The sequence below is a fragment of the Variovorax sp. GW458-11-26-14-LB1 genome, assembly GCF_059423965.1.
The window spans coordinates 1-20,985 of the sequence record NZ_JBWKYW010000006.1; the positions used below are offsets into that span (position 1 = coordinate 1).

A 20,985-nucleotide genomic window follows, 5' to 3' on the forward strand; every position below is an offset into this window, starting at 1 on the left:
GCCCAGCCCAGGCCTGGATCTCGTGCAGCGGCGTGTGCTCGTGTTCGCGCGACGCAACCTGCGCCGCCTGCAGTTCGCGCAGCCAGTCGCCCACGGGCTGGCCGGGCCGCACGCGCGCGACCACGGGCAGCGTGTTGATGAACAGGCCCAGCATGCGCTCAGCACCCGGCATCTCGGCGTTGCGGCCGGCGACGGTGGCGCCGAACACGACGGCGCCGGTGCGCGTGCGCTGGCCCAGCAGCAGCGCCCAGGCGGCCTGCACAAACGTGTTGAGGGTGACGTGCGCGGCGCGCGCGGCCTCGCGCAGGCCGCGCGTGGCTTCGGGGTCGAAGGCCAGCCGCTGGCGGGCCTTGCCGGAGCGCGGCGCGACCGGAGGCACCAGCGCGGTCGCCAGGCGCGTCGGTTCTTCCACGCCGGCCAGCACGCGGCGCCAGTGCGCTTCGCCGGCCTGCGCGTCGCGCGCGGCGAACCACGCGATGTGGTCGCGGAAACGCCCCGGTGCGGGCTCACCCGCCTGCTCCGCGTAGCTGCGCAGCACCTCGGCCAGCAGCTGCGCCACGCTCCAACCGTCGAGCAGCAGATGGTGGTAGGTCCACACGAGGTGATGGCGCTGCGCCTGCGTGCGCGCCAGCGCGATGCGCATCAACGGCGGGCGCGCCAGGTCGAAGCCGCTCGCGCGCTGCGATGCGGCCAGCCGCGCCAGCGCGCCAGGCACGTCGGCGCTCTCGCGCAGGTCTTGCACCAGCCAAGGCATCTCCGCGCCGCGCGCCACCCATTGCAACGGCGTGGCGCCGGCGGCCAGGAAGCCGCTGCGCAGGATCTCGTGGCGTGCCAGCACGCGCTGCCATGCGGCGCGGAAGCGCTCGGCATCGAGGCCGTCGATGTCCATGCACAGCTGGTTGACGTAGACCTCGCCCTGCGCATCGACCAGGCTGTGGAACAGCATGCCCGACTGCATCGGCGACAGCGGATAGAGGTCTTCGAGTTGCGCCACGGGCAGCGGCAGTGCGTCGAGCTGCGCGGCGTCGAGCCCGGCCAGCGGAAAGTCCGACGGCGTGACACCGGAAGCGCCCGACGTGCAGTGCGCGATCAGCGCCTCGAGTTCGTCACCGAAGCGATTCACCCAGCCTTGCACGTCGTCGGCCGCATGGCGCGCCGCGCTAAAGTCCACGGTCAGTTGCAGCGCCCCGTCGCGCACCTGCGCGTTGACGCTGAACTCGTGCAGCAGCGACGCGCTCGCCGCGACCGGCTCGCCCGCGTCTTCGGGTGCGAGCGACCATGCGGCCTCGGCCGCACCATCCACCTGCCCCAGGTAATTGAAGACCAGCTGCGGACGCGGCAACGCGCGCAGCGCCTGCTGCTGTGCGTCCGTGCCCAGGTGCCTCAGCACGCCATGGCCGAGCCCGCGTTGCGGCACGCGGCGCAGGTCTTCCTTCACGCGCTTGATCGCGTCGCCCCACGCGCCCAGCGGATCGAGCCGCACGGGGAACAGGCTGGTGAACCATCCCGTGGTGCGCGACAGGTCGAGCGCCTTCTGCGCGGGGAGGATGTCTTCACGGCCGTGCCCTTCGAGCAGGATCGCGAGTTGCGCATGCCCGCTCCAGCCGCACAGCGCGCGCCCCAGTGCCGTGAGCAGCAGGTCGTTGACCTGCGTGCGGTAGGCGGCCGGCGCCGTCTTGAGCAGCACCTGCGTGCGCGCGCGGTCGAGCTGCCACGCGATGCTGGCGCGGCGCGCCACGGTGTTCACGCCGTCGGGGCGCGCGCAGGGCAGCGCCACCGGCACGTCGGCGAAGGCCTGCCAGTGCGCGAGTTCGCCGCCCATCTCGGCGGCTTCGCTCCGCAACGCGCGCGCCCAGGCCTGCAGGCTGGCGCTCTTCGGTGGCAGCGCGACCGGCCGGCCGTCGCGGCGCTGCGCGTACGCGGTGGCCAGGTCGTCGAGCACGATGCGCCACGACACGCCATCGACCACGAGGTGGTGCGCCGCCAGCAGCAGGCGCCAGTCGCCGCCGGGCAGGCGGATGACCAGCGGACGCAGCAGCGGCCCGTGCGCGAGGTCGAGGCTGCGCTGCGCTTCGTCGCACAGTGCGGCGATCTGCGCGGGGTTCGCTGCATCGCGCACCCAGAGCCATTCCTCGCGCCAGCGCGCCGGCAGGGCCTCGTAGGCCTGCCGCCAGCGGCCATCGGCCGCGCGATGGAAGCGCAAGCGGAAGGCGTCGTGGTGCTGCACCACAGCCGCCAGCGCGGCTTCGAGCGCGGGCACCGCCAACGGCTCGCGGCCTTGCAGCAGCAGCGACTGGTTCCAGTGATGGCGCTCTGGCATGTCAGCCTCGAAGAACGCGGCCTGGAACGGCAGCAGCGGCACCTCGCCTTCGGCTGCGGTCTGCTGGGCCTGCACCGCCGCGCCCACGGGCTCGGCCACGGCCGCCTGCCCGGCGACGGTCTGGCGCTCGAACATCTGGCGCGGCGTGAGCTTCCAGCCCGCCGTGCGCAGCCGCGACACGATCTGCAGGCTCAGGATCGAATCGCCGCCGAGTTCGAAGAAGTTGTCCTGCCGGCCCACGCGCGGAAGGCCGAGCACCTCGGCCCAGACCGTGGCGAGCGCCTGTTCGACCACGCCCTCGGGCGCCTCGTAGGCCTGCGCCCCGCTGCGCTCGGGCCTGGGCAGCGACTTGCGGTCGATCTTGCCGTTGGCGTTGAGCGGCAGGGCCGGCAGCACGCACAGCAGCGCCGGCACCATGTACTCGGGCAGCACCTCGGCCAGGCGCGCCTTGAGCACGGCCGCGTCCACCGCCGCACCGGGCTGCGGCGACACGTAGCCGACCAGCCGCGTGCCGCCCGGTCCTTCGTCGGCCACCACCACGGCTTCGCGCACCTGCGGCTGCGCCAGCAGCTGCGCCTCGATCTCGCCGAGTTCGATGCGAAAGCCCCGCACCTTCACCTGGTGGTCGATGCGGCCCAGATAGGCCAGCTGGCCGTCGTCGCGCCAGCGCACGAGGTCGCCCGTGCGGTACAGCCGCTCGCCGCTGTCGCTGAACGGATCGGCGACGAAGCGCTCGGCCGTGAGGCCCAGCCGGTGCAGGTAGCCGCGCGCCAGGCCGATGCCGCCCAGGTACAGCTCGCCGCCCACGCCCGGCGGCACCGGGTTCAGGCCCGCATCGAGCACGTAGGTCTTGCAGCCCGCGATGGGGCGGCCGATGGCGACGTGGTTCAGCCCGTCGGCGCGGCAGGTCCAGTGCGTCACGTCGATGGCCGCCTCGGTCGGGCCGTAGAGGTTGTACAGCCCCGCGCCCGGCAGGCGCTCGAACACCTTCGCCTGCGCCTCGGCGGGCAGCGCCTCGCCGCTGCAGACGATGCGCCGCAGGCTGCTGCAGGCCTCGATGCCGTCGTGCGCCAGGAAGGCCTGCAGCATCGAGGGCACGAAATGCAGCGTGGTCACGCCGTGCGTGCGGATCAGCTCGACCAGGCGTGCCGGCTCGCGGTGATCGCCAGGCGCGGCCACGACAAGGCGCGCGCCCTGCATCAGCGGCCAGAAGAACTCCCACACCGACACGTCGAAGCCGAACGGTGTCTTCTGCAGCACGGTGTCGCCATCGTTCAACGCGTACGCGTCCTGCATCCAGGCCAGACGGTTGTAGAGGGCGTTGTGGCGGTTGGCCGCGCCCTTGGGGCGGCCCGTGGAGCCCGAGGTGAAGATCACGTAGGCGAGGTTCTCGCCATGCAGCGCGACCTGCGGGCACGCGGTGGATTCGGCCGACAGGTCGAGCGCATCGAGCGCGAGCACCTGCACGTGCGCCGCGACCGGCAGCGCCTCGCGCAGGTGCGACTGCGTGAGCAGCAGCGTCACGCCGCTGTCTTCGAGCATGTAGGCGATGCGTTCGCGCGGCAGCTCAGGGTCGATGGGCACATAGGCGCCGCCGGCCTTCAGGATCGCCAGCAGCCCCACCACCATCTCGAAGCTGCGCTCGGCGGCGATGCCCACGGGCATGTCGGGCCGTACGCCCAGGCCGATCAAACGATGCGCGAGCGCGTTGGCGCGCGCGTCGAGTTCGCCGTAGCGCAGCACCGTGTCGCCGAACACCAGCGCGACCGCCTCGGGCCGCTCGCGCGCCTGCGCTTCGATCCGCTGGTGCACGGGCTGCGTGTACGGGCGGTGCGGCAGGTTCTCGCTCCACGCGCGCAGCCGTGCCTCGTCGTCCGCATCGGTGAGCACGAGGTTCGCGAGCACGCGGTCGGGGTCGTCCGACATCGCCTGCAGCACGCGCTGGTAGGCACGCACCAGGCGCTGCGCGGTCGTGGCGTCGAACAGGTCGGTGTTGTATTCGAGCCGGCCGCGCACGCTTTGCGGGTCGATGTAGAAGTCCAGCGACAGGTCGAACTTGGCGCCCGCATCGTCGAACTCTTCCAGCTCGGCGCGCACGCCCGCGAAGTCGAGCGCGACGGCCTCGCCAGCCATCTGCACGCCGAACATGGCCTGGAACAGCGGGCTGCGCGCGGGATCGCGGCGGTCCTTGCGGCTGGCCAGCAGCACCTCGAACGGCAGGTCGGCATGGTCGAGCGCGGCCAGCGCGTCGGCACGCACCTGGCGGCACACCTCGCGCAGCGTGCGCCGGGGCGCGAGCCGCGCGCGGAACACCTGCGTGGTGATGAAGAAGCCCAGCAGGTCCTGCACCTCCTCGCGGTGACGGCCTGCGTTGGGCACGCCGATGGCGAAGTCATCCTGCCCGCTGCAGCGCGACAGCAGCACCTGCCAGGCCGCGAGCAGCACGACGAACGGCGTGCAGCGTTCGGCGCGGCAAAAGGCCTGCAGCGCCGCCGCGAGGGCCGGCGGCAGCTCGAAGCCGAGCGCGGTGCCGGCGAAGGTCTGTTGCGCGGGGCGCGCACGGTCGGTTGGCAAGTCGAGCGACGGCACCTCGTCGCCGAGGTGGCGGTTCCAGTGCGCGAGCTGCGGCGCGAGCGCCCCGCCCTGCACGCGGGCACGCTGCCACACGGCGAAGTCGGCGTACTGCACGGGCAGCGGCGGCAGCTGCACCGGGCCCTGGCTGCGCAGCGCCAGCGCGTAGGCCGCGCCGAGGTCGCGCGCCAGGATCGGGTTCGACCAGGCATCGGAGACGATGTGGTGCAGGCAGACGGTCAGCACATGCCGGTCGTCGGCCAGCGTCGCGAGCCGTGCGACCAATGCGGGCGCGCGGCCCAGGTCGAACACATGCGTCGCGGTGCGGCGCACGAGCGCATCGACCGATGCCTGCTGCGCGTCGGCGCCCTGGTCCGAGAGATCGATGCGCTCCAGCGCGAACGGCACCTCGGCCTGCACCACCTGCATCGGCATGCCGTCGTGCTCGACGAAGTGCGTGCGCAGGATCGCGTGGCGCGCGACGACCGCCTGGAACGCGCGTTCCAGCGCATCGGCGTCGAGCGCGCCGGTCAGCCGGAACACGCGCGGCAGGTTGTAGGCCGTGAGCCCGGGCTCCAGCTTCTGCAGGAAGCACAGCTGCTCCTGCGCATACGACAGCGGCACCGCCTGGCCGTCGTGCACGGTGCGGGTGATCTCGTCCATGGCGATGCTCATGCGGCCTCGCCCACGGATTCGTCGGCGAGGTCGCGCTGCCGGTGCGTCTGCGCCAGCTGTTCGAGCGCAGCCGCATCGGCGCTCGCCTCGCGCAGCACGGCGGCGAGCGCCGCGGGTGTCGGGTGGTCGAACACCACGCCGGCCGCCACCTCGACCTGCAGCAGCTTGCGGATGCGCGCCACCAGCTTGATGACCTGCAGCGAGTGGCCGCCGAGTTCGAAGAAGTCGTCTTCCACGCCGACCGGGCCGCTGCCCAGCAGCGTGGCCATGCCGTCGGCAAGCAGCGCTTCGAGCGCGTCGCGCGGCGCCGTCACTGCACGCCGTGGCGCTTCGGCCGGGGCCGAGGCCGCCAGCGCGAGCCGGTCGATCTTGCCGTTCGGCAGGCGCGCGAAGGCGCTCACGGCCGTGCAGCTCGCGGGCACCATGTGCGCCGGCAGCAACGCGGCCAGTTGTTCGCGCAGCGCGCGGCCGTCGGTCGCCTCGCTGTCGCCGACGAAGAAGGCGGCGAGCGTGGCGGCGCCGGCCGCATCGGGCACGGCCAGCACCACGGCCTGGCGCACGCCGGGCCGCGCCAGCAGCGCCGCCTCGACCTCGGCCGGCTCGACGCGGTAGCCGTGGACCTTCACCTGGTGGTCGGCGCGCCCCGCAAGCCGCAGGCCGCCTTCGGGCAGCACCCACGCGAGGTCGCCCGTGCGATAGAGGCGCTCACCGGCGCGGAACGGGTCCGCGACGAACACGTCAGCGTTCGCGCGGTTCAGGTAGCCGCGGCACAGCTGCGCACCACCGATGTAAACCTCGCCCAGCCCGCCGGCCGGCACGAGGCCGCGCGACGCATCGAGCACGCGCACGCGGTTGTTCGCGAGCACGCGCGTCAGCGGCAGCTGCTCGGGCACCGGCGCGCCGGGTTCGACGGCATGCACCATGACGCCGACCGTGGCCTCGGTCGGCCCGTAGTGGTTGTAGACCGCGCACTGCGGCGCCAGCCGCGCGATGCGCTCGACCAGCGCGCGCGGCGCGGCCTCGCCGCCCAGCACCAGCGTGCGCGGCAGGCAGGGCGCGGCGCTTTCGAGCAGCGCCTCGAGGTGCGAGGGCACGATCTTCAGCGCGTCGATGGCGTGTGCGCGCATGAAGTGCGCGAAGGCCTCGGCGTCCTTCGCCTCGTGCGGCGCGGCCACGACGAGGCAGGCCCCGTTGTAGAACGCGCCGAACAGCGCGGTGTTGCCCAGGTCGGCCGCCACCGAACTGGTGAGCGCCCAGCGACGGCAGGTGTCGAGCTGCATCGCGGCCGATGCGGCTGCCACGTAGTTCTGCAACTGGCCCTGCTCGACGGCCACGCCCTTGGGTGTGCCGGTGGAGCCGGAGGTGTAGAGCACGTAGGCGAGGTCGCCCGGTGCGGCGATGTGCGATGCGGCTTGCGCTTCGGGCAGCGTGCTCGCATCGGGCAATGCGGCGTCGATGGTGAACATCGGCTTCGCATCGGCCAGCACCGCCGCGCGGCGCGCCTCGGGCCAGTCGGGGTCGAGCGGCAGGTAGGCGGCGCCCGAGCGCCAGACGGCGAGGATCGCCACCGGCAGGTCGAGCGCGCGCGGCAGGTTCAGCGCGACGATGGTGCCCGGCACCACGCCCTGCCCTTGCAGCCAGCGGGCGACGCGGCCCGCGCGCTGGTCAAGTTCGCGGTAGCTCAGGCGCTGCTCGCCCGCTTCGAGCGCGGGCGCGTCGGGCGTCTCGACGGCCCAATGGGCGATGCGCTGCGTGACGGTCTGCGTGCCGACATCGGCCACGGTCTCTTGCGACTGCAGCAGCAGCTCGCGCTCGCGCGCACCGACCAGCGGCAGCGCGCCGAGCGCGGTGTCGGGGCGTTCGACGATGGCATCCAGCAGGCAAAGGTATTGCATCAGCAGGCGCTGCGCCGCCATCTCGCTGTGGCGCGCGGCATCGGCATGCACCGAGAGCGCAGCGCCGTCGGCGTCCCATGCGATCTGCAGAGCGAGTTCGAAAGCCGGCAGCGGCCCCGGCAGCGCAACCAGTTGCCATTGCGGATCGACGCCGTGGCGGCGCGGTCGTTCGTGGCACGCGAAGCCGACCGCGAGGTGCGTGGCAATGGGCGGCGCCTCGACGGCCCAGTACTCCTGCGCCTCGACATGCGCGGCCAGCGTGCCGTCGACGTTGTCGAACCAGTCGGCAAAGCGCATCTCGGGCGCGGTCTCGACGATGAGCGGCAGCACCTTGTCGAACACGCCGACCGCACCCTGCATCGGCGGGTAGTCGCGGCGGCAGTCGTGCTGCCAGCCGGCGACGAAACGGCCGGTGCCGTCCAGCCGCGCGAGCAGCAGCCACCAGACGGCCTGCAGCAGCGTGTCGGGCTGGGCGCCCAGTGTGTCGGCGCAGGCGGCGATGCGGCCCGCCAAAGTGGCATTGACGGATTCGTCGGCACGCACGCGCGCAGCCTGTTGGGAGGCAGCCGCTTGCCGGCCGACGAGGCGCGGCGGCGTGAGCGAGGACGCCTGCGCGAGGTAGCGCTGCCAGTAGGCGCGGCCCTCGGCGGCGTCTTCGCCGTCGAGCAGGTCCTGGCGCCAGGTCACGAAGCGCGCATACGGGAACACCTCGGCGGCATCGAAGCTGTTCGCGTCCGCGAAGGCCATGGCGATCTGGTCGAACAGGTGCTGCAGGCTGCCCCGGTCGCCGACCCAGGCATGAACGGAAAGCGCCAGCGTGTGGCGCCCTTCACCGGTGCGTGCGAGCCCGGCATGGACCATCTCACCGCGCGCGATGTCCAACGGCGCGGCTTGCAGGTTCGCCAGCCATTCGATGACCGCAGATTCGGGCGCATCGCGCAGATCGGCGTTCCTCCAGGCCAGCGGCGCCATGCCCTCGGTGTACTGCTGGCGCAGCCCCCGGTAGCCCGGCACCGCGCGGATGGCACTGCACAGGGCGCCGTGCGCGCCCAGTACGCGCGCCACCACGTCGCGCAGGCGCGCAGCGTCGAGCCCGCCCTCGATGTCGGCGCGCAGCAGCAGGCGCGGCGCATCGGCCGGCACGGCGCGTTGTTCAGGGCTCAGCGGGAAGGTCGTGTCGTCGAAGTGGTCGGTCATGGTCGTCATTTCGTTCAGGCGCCTTGTTCGTCGGCCAGGCGGGACTCGGCGCCGCGCGCACCGTCGTCGAGCGCGGCGCGGTCGAACATCGCGCCCATCGCCACCACGATCTTTCGCGGGCCCTCGAAGGGGTCGCGCGCATGGGCGGCGAGCATGTTGTCGAGCATCACGACGTCGCCTTGGCGCCAGTCGAAGCGCACGGCGCAGGCCTCGTAGGCCTCGCCGACGATGGCCATGGTCTCGTCCGCGATGGGCGAGCCGTCGCCGTAGGTCACATGGCGCGGCAGGCGCTCGACACCGCCCATGGCCAGCAGGTCTTCGCGCACCTGCGGCTCGAGGCAGGCGACGTGGTGCAGCTGCACCTGGTTGAAGAACACGCGCTCGCCGGTCAGCGGGTGGCGGATCACGGCCGGGCAGCGGGTGCGCGTCTGCAGCGTGTCGCCGTCGAACCAGCGCCATTCGATGCCGGCGGCGGCCAGGCGGGCCTCGACGTCTTCGCGGCGATCGGTCTTGTAGAAATCCTGCCAGCTCACGTCCAGGCCGGGCGTGAAGGTGCGCACGTACTGCAGCCCCTTGCGCTCGAAACCGGCCACCACCTCGACCGGCAGGCGGCGCAGCATCTCGCGGCAGTCGACGATGGGCGTGGCGCCGCCCACGGGCGACGGCAGCTCGCAGAAGAACCACTGCTTGCGCGGCCAGCGGTCCAGGTGCGCGCTCTCGTTGTGGAACAGGATCATCTGGCGCTCGGGGTACGGCGTGGAGCGGTAGGTCTTCTTGCCGCCCTCCTTCTTCGGCAGATCGCCATAGCTGCCGTACAGCTCGGGCTCGATGGCTTCGGCAAAGGCCTCGAAGTCCTGCGGTGTCTTCAGGCCGAAGTCGCGGAACAGGATGCCGCCGTGCCTGGCGACCAGCATCTCGATGTAGTCGGCCTGGCCCTTGGCCCAAGCGACGGTGTCGAGCTCGGGGCTGGTGGCCTGCAGCACGATGGGAAATTCGGCCCCGGGCTTGAGGAACGAGGTCTGCACGGCGGGCCGCGCGGCGGCGCGCACGGGCGCGCGGCCGGCGCCCAGGGCGTCGAGCTTTCCAAGTTTGCCGAGCTTGTCCAGTTTCGAGGCCGGGCGGACGTTGGGAGCGTTTGTCATGGCGATGGATTCCTCCGAAGGCATAGGGGCCAGCGCGTCGATCGGCTGGCCGGGTGTGGCGACGATCCGCTCCAGCAGCGCATGCCACGAAGCGGTGAAGGTTTCGACGGTCTCCCGCCGGTAGAGGTCGGTGGCGAACACCCACTCGGCGGTGAGCGCGCCGTCGTGTTCGCTGGCGAACACCGCCAGGTCGAACTTGGATTCGTTCATCTGCTGGGGCAGCACCTGGACCTCGGCGCCTTCGATGGAAAACCGGATCTCGGGCGTGTTCTGGAGCACGAAGAGCACCTGCACCAGCGGGTTGCGGTCGCGCGCACGCGGCACGCCCGACAGCTCGACGATGCGGTCGAAAGGCATGTCCTGGTGATCCATCGCGGCCAGGGTGTCGGCCTTGGTGGCAGCCAGCCATTGCGCGAAGTCGGTGCCTGCCTTCGCACGGCGCGAGCGCAGCGGCACCACGTTGACGAAGAAGCCCAGCAACCCTTCGAGGTCCGGATGGCCACGGCCCGCGACGTCGGTGCCGATGACGATGTCGTCCGCGCCCGAGGCCTGGTGGAAGAACAGGAAGAACGACGACAGCAGCAGCGTGAACAGCGACGTGTCCGACGCCCGCGCGAGCGCGGCCAGCGACTGCGACAGCGCGGGCGAGAGCGTGAGCCGCACCGAATCGCCGGCGTGCGTGGGCACAGAGGGGCGTTGGTGATCGGGCTTGATGCCCGAGGCCTGCGGTGCGCCCGCCAGCCGCTCGCGCCAGAACGCGGCCTTCGGCGCGAAGCCGTCGGAGGCCAGCGCGCGCGCATACCAGGCGGCGTAGTCGGCGTACTGCACGGGCAGCGGTGCCAGTGCCAGCGGCTGGCCGCGCCGCGCGCGCTCATAGAACGCGGCCAGCTCGCGTGCGAACACGGCAATCGACCAGCCGTCGAACACGATGTGGTGCACCACGAGCACCAGCACATGCTCGAGCGCGGCCATGCGTACGACGGTGGCCTTGATCAGTGGACCTTCGGCCAGCGCGAGCGGTGCGCGCACCAGTTCGTCGAACAGGGGGCCGTAGCGCGCGCCGTCGTCAAGTGCGATGACGGGAATATCGAGCGGCGCGCCGGGGCGCACGACGGCCATAGGTTCGCCCTCGTCGTCCTCGGTGAACACGGTGCGCAGCACCTCGTGGCGCGCCACGATGGCGTCGATGGCGGCACGCAGCGCGCCAATGTCGAGCTCGCCGTGCAGCGCCAGGCCGGCCGACATGTTGTAGGCCGCGCGGCCGCTGCGATTCGCGGTGTCGGTGAGGCGATCGACCAGCCAGAGGCGGCGCTGCATCGGCGACAGCGGCAGCGCGCCGCCGCGCGCCACGGGCGTGATCTCCATCGCGCTGCGCTGCGGCGCGGCGGCGGTCGAGGCGACACCGAGCCGCGCGGCCAGGCCGGCGATGGTCGGCGCCTTGAAGAACTCGCTCGGGTGCAGCTCGGTCGCGTAGCGCTTGCGCACACGCGACAGCAGCTGGATGGCGACGAGCGAGTCGCCGCCGAGTTCGAACAGGTTGTCGTTCACGCCGATGGGCGCGATGCCCAGGCGCTCGGTCCACAGCGCGGCGAGTGCCGTCTCGACCTCGCCCTGCGGCGCGACGAACGGGGTCTGCAGCGCGGGCCGGGGATGGGCCGCGCCTGCGGCAGCGGCCGGTGCCTCGTCGCCGAGCAGGTCGAGCATGCCGTTGTCGAGCGGGCCCAGGCGCGTGGCCAGGTCGGTGGTCGAGATCACGGTCTGCGCCCGCACCGGGCCATTGACGATGCGCTCGAAGACGCGCGCGCCTTCGGGGCCGTCCATGCCGATGTCGTCGGGCACGTCCATGTGCGCGGCCATGCCCAGGCCGCGCCAGGCGTCCCAGTTGACCGAGAACACCGGGAACGCGCCGAGCCGTTCATGCGCGACGGCCACGGCGTCGAGGTAGGCGTTGGCGGCAGCGTAGTCGCTCATGCCCAGGCCGCCGGCCACGCTGGAGATGGACGAGCACAGCAGCACGAAGTCCAGCGGCTGGCCGCGCAGCGCGTCGAGCAGCACGCGCGTGCCGCGCACCTTGGTTGCGAACACGGTGTCGACCTGCGCGCGCGTGCGCCCGGCCATCATGCCGCCGCCCGCATCGCCGGCGGCATGCACGACGCCGTGCAGCGGGCCGAAGCGGGCATTGGCCTGCGCGAAGGCCGCGCGCATCGCGTCGGCGTCGGACACATCGGCCGACACGGTGAGCACCTGTGCGCCGAGCGTTTCGAGTTCGAGCAGTTGCTGCAGCCGCGCCTTCAGAGCGGCGGGCGTGCTGTCGGCCGCCACCAGCGCCGGCCAATCCGCGCGCGCCGGCAGCGCCGTGCGGCCCAGCAGCACCAGCCGCGCCTGCCACTGCACGGCCAGGTGCTTCGCCAGCGCGAGGCCGACACCGCCGAGGCCGCCGGTGACGAGGTAGACGCCTTCGCGGCGCAGACGCGCTGGCACAGCGGCGATCAGCGTCGCGGGTTCGTAGGTCTTGATCCAGCGGTGCGCACCACGGCAGGCCACCAGCGGCTCGCCGGGCTCGGCCTGCAGCGCCGCGGCCTCGGCCACGATCTGCGCGACCAGCCGGCCTTCGGCATCGCTTTCGGGCGCGGGCAGCACCACGTCGATCACGCGGCAATGCACGCGCGGGTACTCCTGGCCGATCACCTTGCCGATGCCGCGCAGCGTGGCCTTCTCGGGGCACAGCGGCTCGGTGCCGGTGACGTCTTCGAGCTGGTTGGCGACCACGGCCAGCGGCAGCGTGCGCTCGCCCGCGTCGAGCGACTGCACGAGCGCGAGCAGGCTGAAGAAGCTGCGCTCGAGCAGCTCGGCCTGCGGCTGTTGAGCGGGCAGCGCTTCGTCGAGGCTCCAGAGGTGGTAGATGCCGGCGATGGCGCCGAAGTCGGCCGCGATCTCCGTCTGCAAGCGGGCGTGGTCGTCGCGCGCGCCGGGGCGCAGCGTCCAGTGGCCGTGGGCCGTGCGTGCGAAGGCGGTGCCGCGCTCGGCCAGCACGACGGTGCGGCCCTGCGCACGCAGCTGCCGCACGAGGTGGCCCGTGAGGCTGCGGCTGTCGCCGAGCACGAGCAGGCAGCCGCCGGCATCGGTCGAAGGCGCGACGGCCAGCGGCTCCGTGCGCTGCCACGAGGGCACGTAGAACGCGTCGCCAGCCGGACGTTGCGCCACCTTCGCAGCGTTGGGCGCTTCGACCCAGTAACGGCGGCGCTGGAACGGATACGCCGGCAGCGGCACGCGCCGACGCGCAGCACCCGCGCGGCAGGCGGCCCAGTCGATGTCCACGCCCGCGACCCACAGCTGGGCCAGCGTCTGCGCGATCTGCTGCGCATTGCGCGCCTGCTGCTGCGGGTGCACCTGGCTGGCGAACACGCCGGCGGCGGTGTCGGCCAGCGGATGCTGGCGCGCCAGGCCCGCCAGCGTTTCGCCGGGGCCGACTTCGAGCAGCACGCGGCCCGGCGCCTGCAACAAGGTACCCACGCCGTCGGCGTACTGCACGGTGCCGCGCAGGTGGCGCGCCCAGTAGGCGGGGCTCATGGCCTCTTCGGGCGTGATCAGCTGGCCCGTGACGTTCGAGACGAAGGGGATCGTCGGCGGCCGGCGCGGCACCGAGGCGATGAGCGCTTCGAGCGGCGCCAGCAGCGGCTCGGTCATCGCCGAGTGCGAAGCGATCGACACATGCAGCCGGCGCGGCAGGTGGCCCGCCGCGCGCAGCCGCGCCTCGGCGGCCTCGACCGCCTCGCGCGGGCCCGAGATCACGCTCAGCTGCTCGGCGTTGGCGGCGGCGAGGTCGCAGCCCGGCGCCAGGAAGGGCGCGAGCGCGGATTGCGACAACGGCACGGCGGTCATCGCGCCGGGCGGCATCGACTGCAGCAGGCGTCCGCGCAGGGCCGCGACGCGCAGCGCGTCTTCGAGGCGGAACACGCCCGCCAGGCAGGCGGCGACATACTCGCCCAGGCTGTGGCCCATCATCACCGCGGGGCGCACGCCGCGGCGCATCCACCACTGCGCCATCGCGTACGCGACGACGAAGAGCGCGGGTTGCGCGAGCGCGATGTCGAACAGCCGCGCGTCGGCCTCGGCCTCGCCGCCGGGCGCGGGGAACAGCACGGTGCGCAGGTCGAAGCCCAGCTCGGGTTCCAGCAGCGCGCAGCAGCGGTCGATGTCGTCGCGGAAGGCCGCGTCGTCCTCGTAGAGCGCACGGCCCATCTGGGCGTGCTGTGTGCCACCGCCGGGAAAGAGGAAGACCACCTCGGGCGCCTGCGCGGGCGCGGCGCGCACGGCCAGTCCTTCGCCCGCCGAGAGCAGCTGCACCGCCCCTTCGACGCAGTCGGCCACGACGGCGCTCCGGTGCTCGAAGGCGCGGCGGCCGGACTGCAAGGTGTGGGCGATGTCGGTGAGCGGCAGTGCGGGGTGCGCGCGCAGGTGCTCGGCGAGTTGCTGCGCGGCTTGTCGCGTTGCGGATGCGCTGCGGGTCGACAACGGCAGCACCTGCCAGCCGGCCGCTTCGGTGGCGGTGGCCACGGGCGGCGCTTCTTCCAGCACGACGTGCACGTTGGTGCCGCCGATGCCGAAGGAACTGACGCCCGCACGGCGCGGCGTGTCGCCCTCGGGCCACGGGCGCGCCGCGGCGTTCACGCGGAACGGGCTGCTCGCGAAATCGATCTGCGGGTTCGGCTGCTCGAAGTGCAGGCTCGGCGGCAGCGTGCGGTGGCGCAGCGCCAGCGTCGCCTTGATGAGCCCCGCCACGCCGGCCGCCGCGTCGAGGTGGCCGATGTTGGTCTTGACCGAGCCGATGGCGCAGTAGCCGCAGCGCCCGCCATCACCACCGTCGGCACGGAAGGCCTGCGTGAGCGCGGCCAGCTCGATCGGGTCGCCCAGCGTGGTGCCCGTGCCGTGCGCCTCGACATAGCCGATGGTGTGCGCGGGCACGTCGGCCATCAGCTGCGCCGCGCGGATCGCGCCGGCCTGGCCCTGCACGCTCGGTGCGGTGAAGCCGATCTTGTCGGCGCCGTCGTTGTTGGCGGCCGTGCCCTTGATGACGGCGTGGATGGTGTCGCCGTCGCGCAGCGCATCGGCCAGTCGGCGCAGCACGACGATGCCCGCGCCGCTGCCGATCACCGTGCCCGCGGCCTTGGCGTCGAAGGCGCGGCAGTGGCCGTCGGGCGAGAGGATGGCGCCGTTCTGGTAGCGGTAGCCGCCCTCCTGCAGCAGGTTGAGCCACACGCCGCCGGCCAGCGCCATGTCGCAGTCGTGGCTCAGCAGGCCCTGACAGGCCAGGTGCACGGCCACCAGCGAGGTCGAGCATTCGGTCTGCACGCTCAGGGCCGGGCCGCGCAGGTCGAGCTTGTAGGCCACGCGCGTGCACAGCGAGCCGGCGGAGTTGCCGCTCATGAGGCCCAGCATGTCGGCGACGCCGGTGCCCGCGTCGATGCCGACGGCAGGCAGCAGGTGCTTCATGAGGTAGAGGTTGGGGCCGTCGCCCGCGTAGACGCCGACGGGCGCCCCGCCCTTCTGGCCGGTCGGCCAGCCCGCATGGTCCATCGCCTCCCAGGCGCATTCGAGAAAGATGCGCTGCTGCGGATCGAGGTGCTCGGCCTCGCGCGGCGAGTAGCCGAAGAAGCCGGCGTCGAAGCGGTCGAAGCCGTCGAACAGCACGCCGGCCTTCACGTAGTCGGGATCGGCCAGCGCGCGCTCGGGCACGCCGCGCGCGCGCAATTCGTCGTCGCTGAAGACGGTGACCGACTCAACGCCGTCGCGGATGTTGCGCCAGAAGGCGTCCACGTCGGGCGCGCCGGGGAAGCGGCCGGCCATGCCGACGATGGCGATCTCGAGGCCCGTGGTGTCGGGGGCAGAAAGCGGGGTGTCGTCTTGCGCGTGCATCAGAGGGTTCTTTCCGTGGGTCGGCGGCGTTGCAGCAAGGCTGCGCGCTGTTGCTGCGCGCGCTGCTTCGCCTGCACCGCGTCGTCGGTGGCGGCAGCGGCGGGGCCGCGCCCCTTCTGCTCGATGTGGCGGGCGAGCGCGCCGACGGTCGGGTACTTGAAGAGGTCGACCACCGCGAGCCCCGGCTGCAGGCGGTCTTCCACCAGCCGGTGCATGCGAATCACGAGCAGCGAGTTGCCGCCGAGGTCGAAGAAGTTGTCGTGCAGGCCGACCTGCGCGACCTTGAGCAACTCGGCCCAGATCGCGGCCAATGTTTGCGCGACGTCGCCGCGGGGGGCTTCGTAGCCTGGGGTGCCGGCGGCCGCCGGTGCGGGCAGCGCGCGGCGGTCGACCTTGCCGTTGGCGCCGAGCGGGAAGCTGTCGAGCACCATCAACGCGGACGGCACCATGTAGTCGGGCAACGCCTGCGCCAGCTGCGTCTTGAGCGTGGTCGCGTCGAGCGATGCGCCTGCAGCGGGTGCGACGTAGGCCACGAGCGACGGGCCCGCTGCGCCCTCGTGCAGGCACACCAGCGCCTCACGCACGCCGGGCTGTTCGCGCAAGCGCGCCTCGACCTCGCCGAGCTCGATGCGGAAGCCCCGCACCTTCACCTGGTGATCGAGCCGCTCCAGGTATTCGAGCTGCCCGTCGGCGCGCCAGCGCACGAGGTCGCCGGTGCGGTACAGGCGACCGCCCGCCGCATCGAACGGATCGGCGACGAAGCGCTCAGCCGTCAGGGCCGAACGCCCGAGGTAGCCACGCGCCAGGCCGTCGCCGCCGAGGTACAGCTCGCCGGGCACGCCCTGCGGCACGGGCTGCAGGTCGGCGTCGAGCACATGGGCGGTGCGGTGGCCGACCGGGCGGCCGATGGGGGCGTAGCCCTGCACGATGGCCTCGGCGTCGGCAGACCACAGGGTCGGCGTGATCACGGCTTCGGTCGGGCCGTAGGCGTTCACGATGCGTGCCGGGTGCAGCACGCGGCGGATCAGCGCGAGGTCTTCGCCGGTCCAGGCCTCGCCGCCGAAGAGCGCGAGGCGCACGGCGTGGTGGAACGGCGGCTGGTCCTGCAGCAGCTGGCGCGCGTAGGCCGGCGGCAGGTCGACCACGCTGACGCGGTGGCGCTGCAGCAGGGCATCGAGTTCGCTGGCGAGCGAGCACCATTGCGGCTGCAGCACCAGCGCGGCGCCGGTGGTCAGCGGCAGCAGGCACTGTTCGATGGCGGCGTCGACATGCGGCAGCGCGAACTGCAGCGAACGGTCGCTCGCCGTGAAGCCGCAGGTGTCGGCCATGGCCTGCAGATGCATCGACAGCGCGCCGTGCGCGACCGCCACGCCCTTGGGGCGGCCGGTGGTGCCGGAGGTGTGGATCACGTAAGCCAGGTGGTGGTCGTGCAGAGCGACTTGCGGCGCCTCGTTCGGTTCGTCGTCGAGCGATGCGTCATCGACCGTGATGCGCGCGACGGTTCCATTCACTGAGCTGTGGCTGCCGGTCAGCAGCAGCGCGGCGCCGCTGTCGGCCAACAGCTGCGACAGCCGTTGCGGCGGGTGCGAGGGGTCCATCGGCAGGTAGGTCCCGCCGGCTTTCAACACGGCCAGCAGGCTGGCGACGCGATCGATCGGGGCATCGACAGCCACGGCGACTGGCGTGTCGGGCCGCACACCGTGGCGCAGCAGGCGGTGCGCAATGCGGTTGGCGCGGCGGTCGAGGGCGGCGTAGGAAAGTTCGGTGTCGCCGGCTATCAGCGCGATGGCATCGGGTGCGCGGCGGACATGCGCCTCGAAAAGCCGGTGTGCGGGAGTCGCGGCGGATGCGGGCGATGTGCCCGTGCCCCAGGCATGCAGTTGCGCCTGCTCTTCGGCAGCGAGCCACGGCGCATCGCCGATGGCGCGGGCCGGGTCGGCCGTCAACGCTTCGAGCAGCGCGCGGTAGTGCGTAGCCATGCGCGCAACCGTCGCCCCATCGAACAGCTCGGCGGCCGTGGTGAAGACCGCGCGCACCTGGCCGTCGGCGCGCTCGCGGATGTCGAGCGCGAGTTCGCATTGCGCGGCGCTGTCGTCCATGCGGTACTCGTCGACCGCCAGGCCCGGCAGGCCGCGCAGCACGGCCGTGTCTTCGCGCAGCAGGTTGAACATCACCTGGAACAGCGGGTTGTGGCTGAGGCTGCGCTGCGGCTGCAGGGCGTCCACGAGCTGCTCGAACGGCAGGTCCTGATGGGCCTGCGCGCCGAGCGCGGCCTCGCGGGTCTGGGCCATCAGTTGCGCGAACGGGGTGCGGCCCTTCAGCGTGGCGCGCAGCACCTGCGTGTTGACGAAGAAGCCGATGAGGCCCGTGGTCTCGGGGCGGTGGCGGTTGGCGACCGGCACGCCCACACGCACATCGGGCTGACCCGTGTAGCGATGCAGCAGCGCCTGGAAGCCCGCGAGCAAGACCATGAACAGCGTGGCGCCATGCGCCTGCGCGGTGGCATGCAGGCGGGCGACGAGGGCCGCGTCGAGGTCGAAGGCATGCGAGGACGCGCGGTAGTTGGCAACCGCGTGGCGGGGGCGGTCCGTGGGCAGGGCCAGCACGGGATGGTCGTTGCCGAGCTGGGTGCGCCAGTAGGCCAGCTGGCGTTCGGCCTCGCCGGCGGCGAGCCAGTCGCGCTGCCAGGTCGCGTAGTCGGCGTACTGGATCGCCGGTGCGGCGAGCGACGGCGTCTCGCCCTTCGCGTGCGCCGCATAGGTCACGCTGAACTCGTCGAGCAGCACCTGCAGCGAAGCGCCGTCGGACACGATGTGGTGCGTGACGATCGCGAGGATGTGGTGCGCGTCGCCGAGCTGGAGCCAGGCTGCGCGCAGCACGGGGCCGGCTGCGAGATCGAAAGGCTCGGCCTGCAGCGCGCGGGCCTGTGCGGCGGCGGCGCCTTCGCGGTCGCCGTCCGGCAGCGCGCGCAGGTCGATGTGGGCGAGTGCCAGCGGCGCCGTCGGCAGCACCTGCTGGCCGACCGTGCCGTCGGCCGCGGTGCGGAACACGGTGCGCAGGCTCTCGTGGCGCGCGAGCAGGCCTTCGAGCGCCGCCTTCAGTGCGTCGGCATCCAGCACGCCCGACAGGCGCAGCGCCACGCCCACGTGGTAAGCGCTGTTCTGCGGATCGAGTTGCCAGAGGAACCACTGGCGCGCCTGCGCATGCGACAGCGCGAGCAGCCCGGTGCGGCGTTCGGCCGGCAGGGCCGGGATCGGCTGGTGCACGCGGCGTTGGCCGAGCGCGAGCACGCGCCGCAGTTCGCGCGCGAGGTCGCCCAGGCGCGGCTGTTCGAACAGCGCACGCAATGGAAAGTCGATGTCCCAGCGCTCGCCGATGCGCGCGGCCACCTGCGTGGCGGCGAGTGAGTTGCCGCCGTGGGTGAAGAAGTGCGCGTCGCGCGCCAGCGGCCGTTCGACGGGGCGGCGCAGCACCTCGTGCCAGATCGTGGCGAGGGCCTGTTCGACGTCGTCGAGTGCGGCTTCGGATGTGTCGACTGCCGGGGCGCTGCCGCCCAGCACGAACGCGCCGTGTGCGTAGATCGCATAGGCGTCCGCCGTGCGATCGATCCAGCCCTGGCGGCAGGCGCCGCGCTGCAGCTTGCCGCTCGTGGTCTTGGGCATGCCGCCCGGGTTGAGCAGCATCACGACCGACAGCGGCTCGCCGCACTGTTCGCTCACGGCCGCGCTCAGCGCCTCGACCAGCACCTCGGGCCGCACCAGCTTCTGGATGCTGCGCGACACCTCGGCCGCGAGGCCGATGCCCTCGCCTTCCGGTCCCTCGACTGCGAAGGCCGCGACGCGGCCCTTGCGCACGGCCTCGACCTCGCGCTCCACTTCGCGCTCGATGTCCTGCGGGTACAGGTTGTGGCCGCGCACGATGATCATGTCCTTGATGCGGCCGGCCACATAGAGCTGTCCGTCGTGCACGAAGCCCAGGTCGCCGGTGCGCAGCCAGCGCGTGCCGTCGTGCTCGACGAAGGTCTTCTGCGACACCTCGGGCTTGTTCCAGTAGCCGCTGCCCAGGCTCGGGCCCGAGGCCCAGATTTCGCCGACGGCGCCATCGGCGCACACGCTCAGCGTGGCGGTGTCGACGATGCGCACCGCGTGGTGCGTGACGCTGCGGCCGCAGCCCACGAGCATGGCGCCGCCCTCGTCGCGCACCACGGCGCCTTGCGCCAGGCGCGCCTTGTCGAAGGCGTGCGCGACCATGCCGGCGCCGCGGTGCCCGCCCGTGACGAAGAGCGTCGATTCGGCGAGGCCGTAGCAGGGGTAGACCGCCTCGGCCGGAAAGCCTGCGGGCGCGAAGCGTTGCTGGAACGACCGCAGGGTGTCGGCGCGCACCGGCTCGGCGCCGGAGAACGCGAGGCGCCACGACGACAGGTCGAGCCTTTGCAACTGCGCGTCGGACACACGGTCCAGGCACAGGTGGTAGGCGAAGTCGGGCCCGCCGCTGACCGTGGCGCGCAGCCGCGAGACGGCTTCGAGCCAGCGCACGGGGCGCTCGAGAAAGTAGCGCGGAGACATCAGCGCCACGACCGCACCGCGATGCATCGGCTGCAGCAGGCCGCCGATGAGGCCCATGTCGTGGTTCAGCGGCAGCCAGGTGACGAAGGTGTCGCTCGTGCAGACGGAAAGGCCCTCTTCGATCGCGCGCATGTTCGCCATCAGGTTGGCGTGCGTGACCATGACGCCCTTGGGCGCCGAGGTAGAGCCGGAGGTGTACTGCAAGAAGGCGATGTCGGTGGCGGCCGGCGTGTGCGGGCGCCATGCGTCGGCGCCGGCGGCATCGATCTCGTCCACGGCGATGAGCGTGGCCTGCGCGAAGGCATCGGCCACGCCTGCCATCGCATCGCGGATGGCGGCGTGGGTCAGCACGCAACAGGCGCCCGCGTCGGCGGCGATGCCTTCGAGCTTGCCCAGGTGGCGCTTGCGCGTGGACTCGGGCGGGAACACCGGCACGGCGACGAGGCCCGCGTAGAGGCAGGCGAAGAAGCTGACAACGTAGTCGTCGCAGTTGTCCAGCATGATGAGCGCGCGGCCGCCGGGCGCGAAGGCCTGCTGCAGGTGCGCCGCGAGGCCGCGCACGCGCGCGTCGAGGGCGCGGTAGCTGATGGGCGTGTCGAGTGCGGTGCCGTCGCGGTCGGCGATGGCGATCAAGGCGATGTCGTCGGGGCGCTGCGCGGCGAGGCTGCGCAGGTGGGTCACGAAATCCACGGGATGCATCGGGT

4 protein-coding genes are annotated in these 20,985 nt (G+C 72.4%); all 4 read right to left on the minus strand.

From position 1 onward, the window contains the following. Positions 1–5,566, minus strand: a 5,566-nt coding sequence (locus AC07YS_RS06080) for an amino acid adenylation domain-containing protein (protein ID WP_495275707.1), incomplete at its 3' end; no start/stop codon positions are given. After that, a complete protein-coding gene (locus tag AC07YS_RS06085) occupies positions 5,563–8,667 on the minus strand; it encodes a non-ribosomal peptide synthetase (protein WP_495267569.1) in 3,105 nt (1,034 codons plus the stop codon). The genes AC07YS_RS06080 and AC07YS_RS06085, both read right to left, overlap by 4 nt. 5 nt (positions 8,668–8,672) lie before the next feature. Beyond that, positions 8,673–15,716, minus strand: a complete 7,044-nt coding sequence (locus AC07YS_RS06090) for an SDR family NAD(P)-dependent oxidoreductase (protein WP_495267568.1) — start codon at positions 15,714–15,716, stop codon at positions 8,673–8,675. Then, a complete protein-coding gene (locus AC07YS_RS06095; RefSeq protein ID WP_495267571.1) occupies positions 15,716–20,980 on the minus strand; it encodes an amino acid adenylation domain-containing protein in 5,265 nt (1,754 codons plus the stop codon). Before AC07YS_RS06095 ends, AC07YS_RS06090 begins: the two co-directional genes overlap by 1 nt. Between the last annotated feature and the right edge of the window lie 5 nt (positions 20,981–20,985).

Excerpts from the sequence above, each read along its gene's own strand:
- AC07YS_RS06085 (WP_495267569.1), bottom strand. The coding sequence starts at position 8,667 with ATGACGACCATGACCGACCACTTCGACGACACGACCTTCCCGCTGAGC.
- AC07YS_RS06090 (WP_495267568.1), bottom strand. The coding sequence starts at position 15,716 with ATGCACGCGCAAGACGACACCCCGCTTTCTGCCCCCGACACCACGGGC.
- AC07YS_RS06095 (WP_495267571.1), bottom strand. The coding sequence starts at position 20,980 with ATGCATCCCGTGGATTTCGTGACCCACCTGCGCAGCCTCGCCGCGCAG.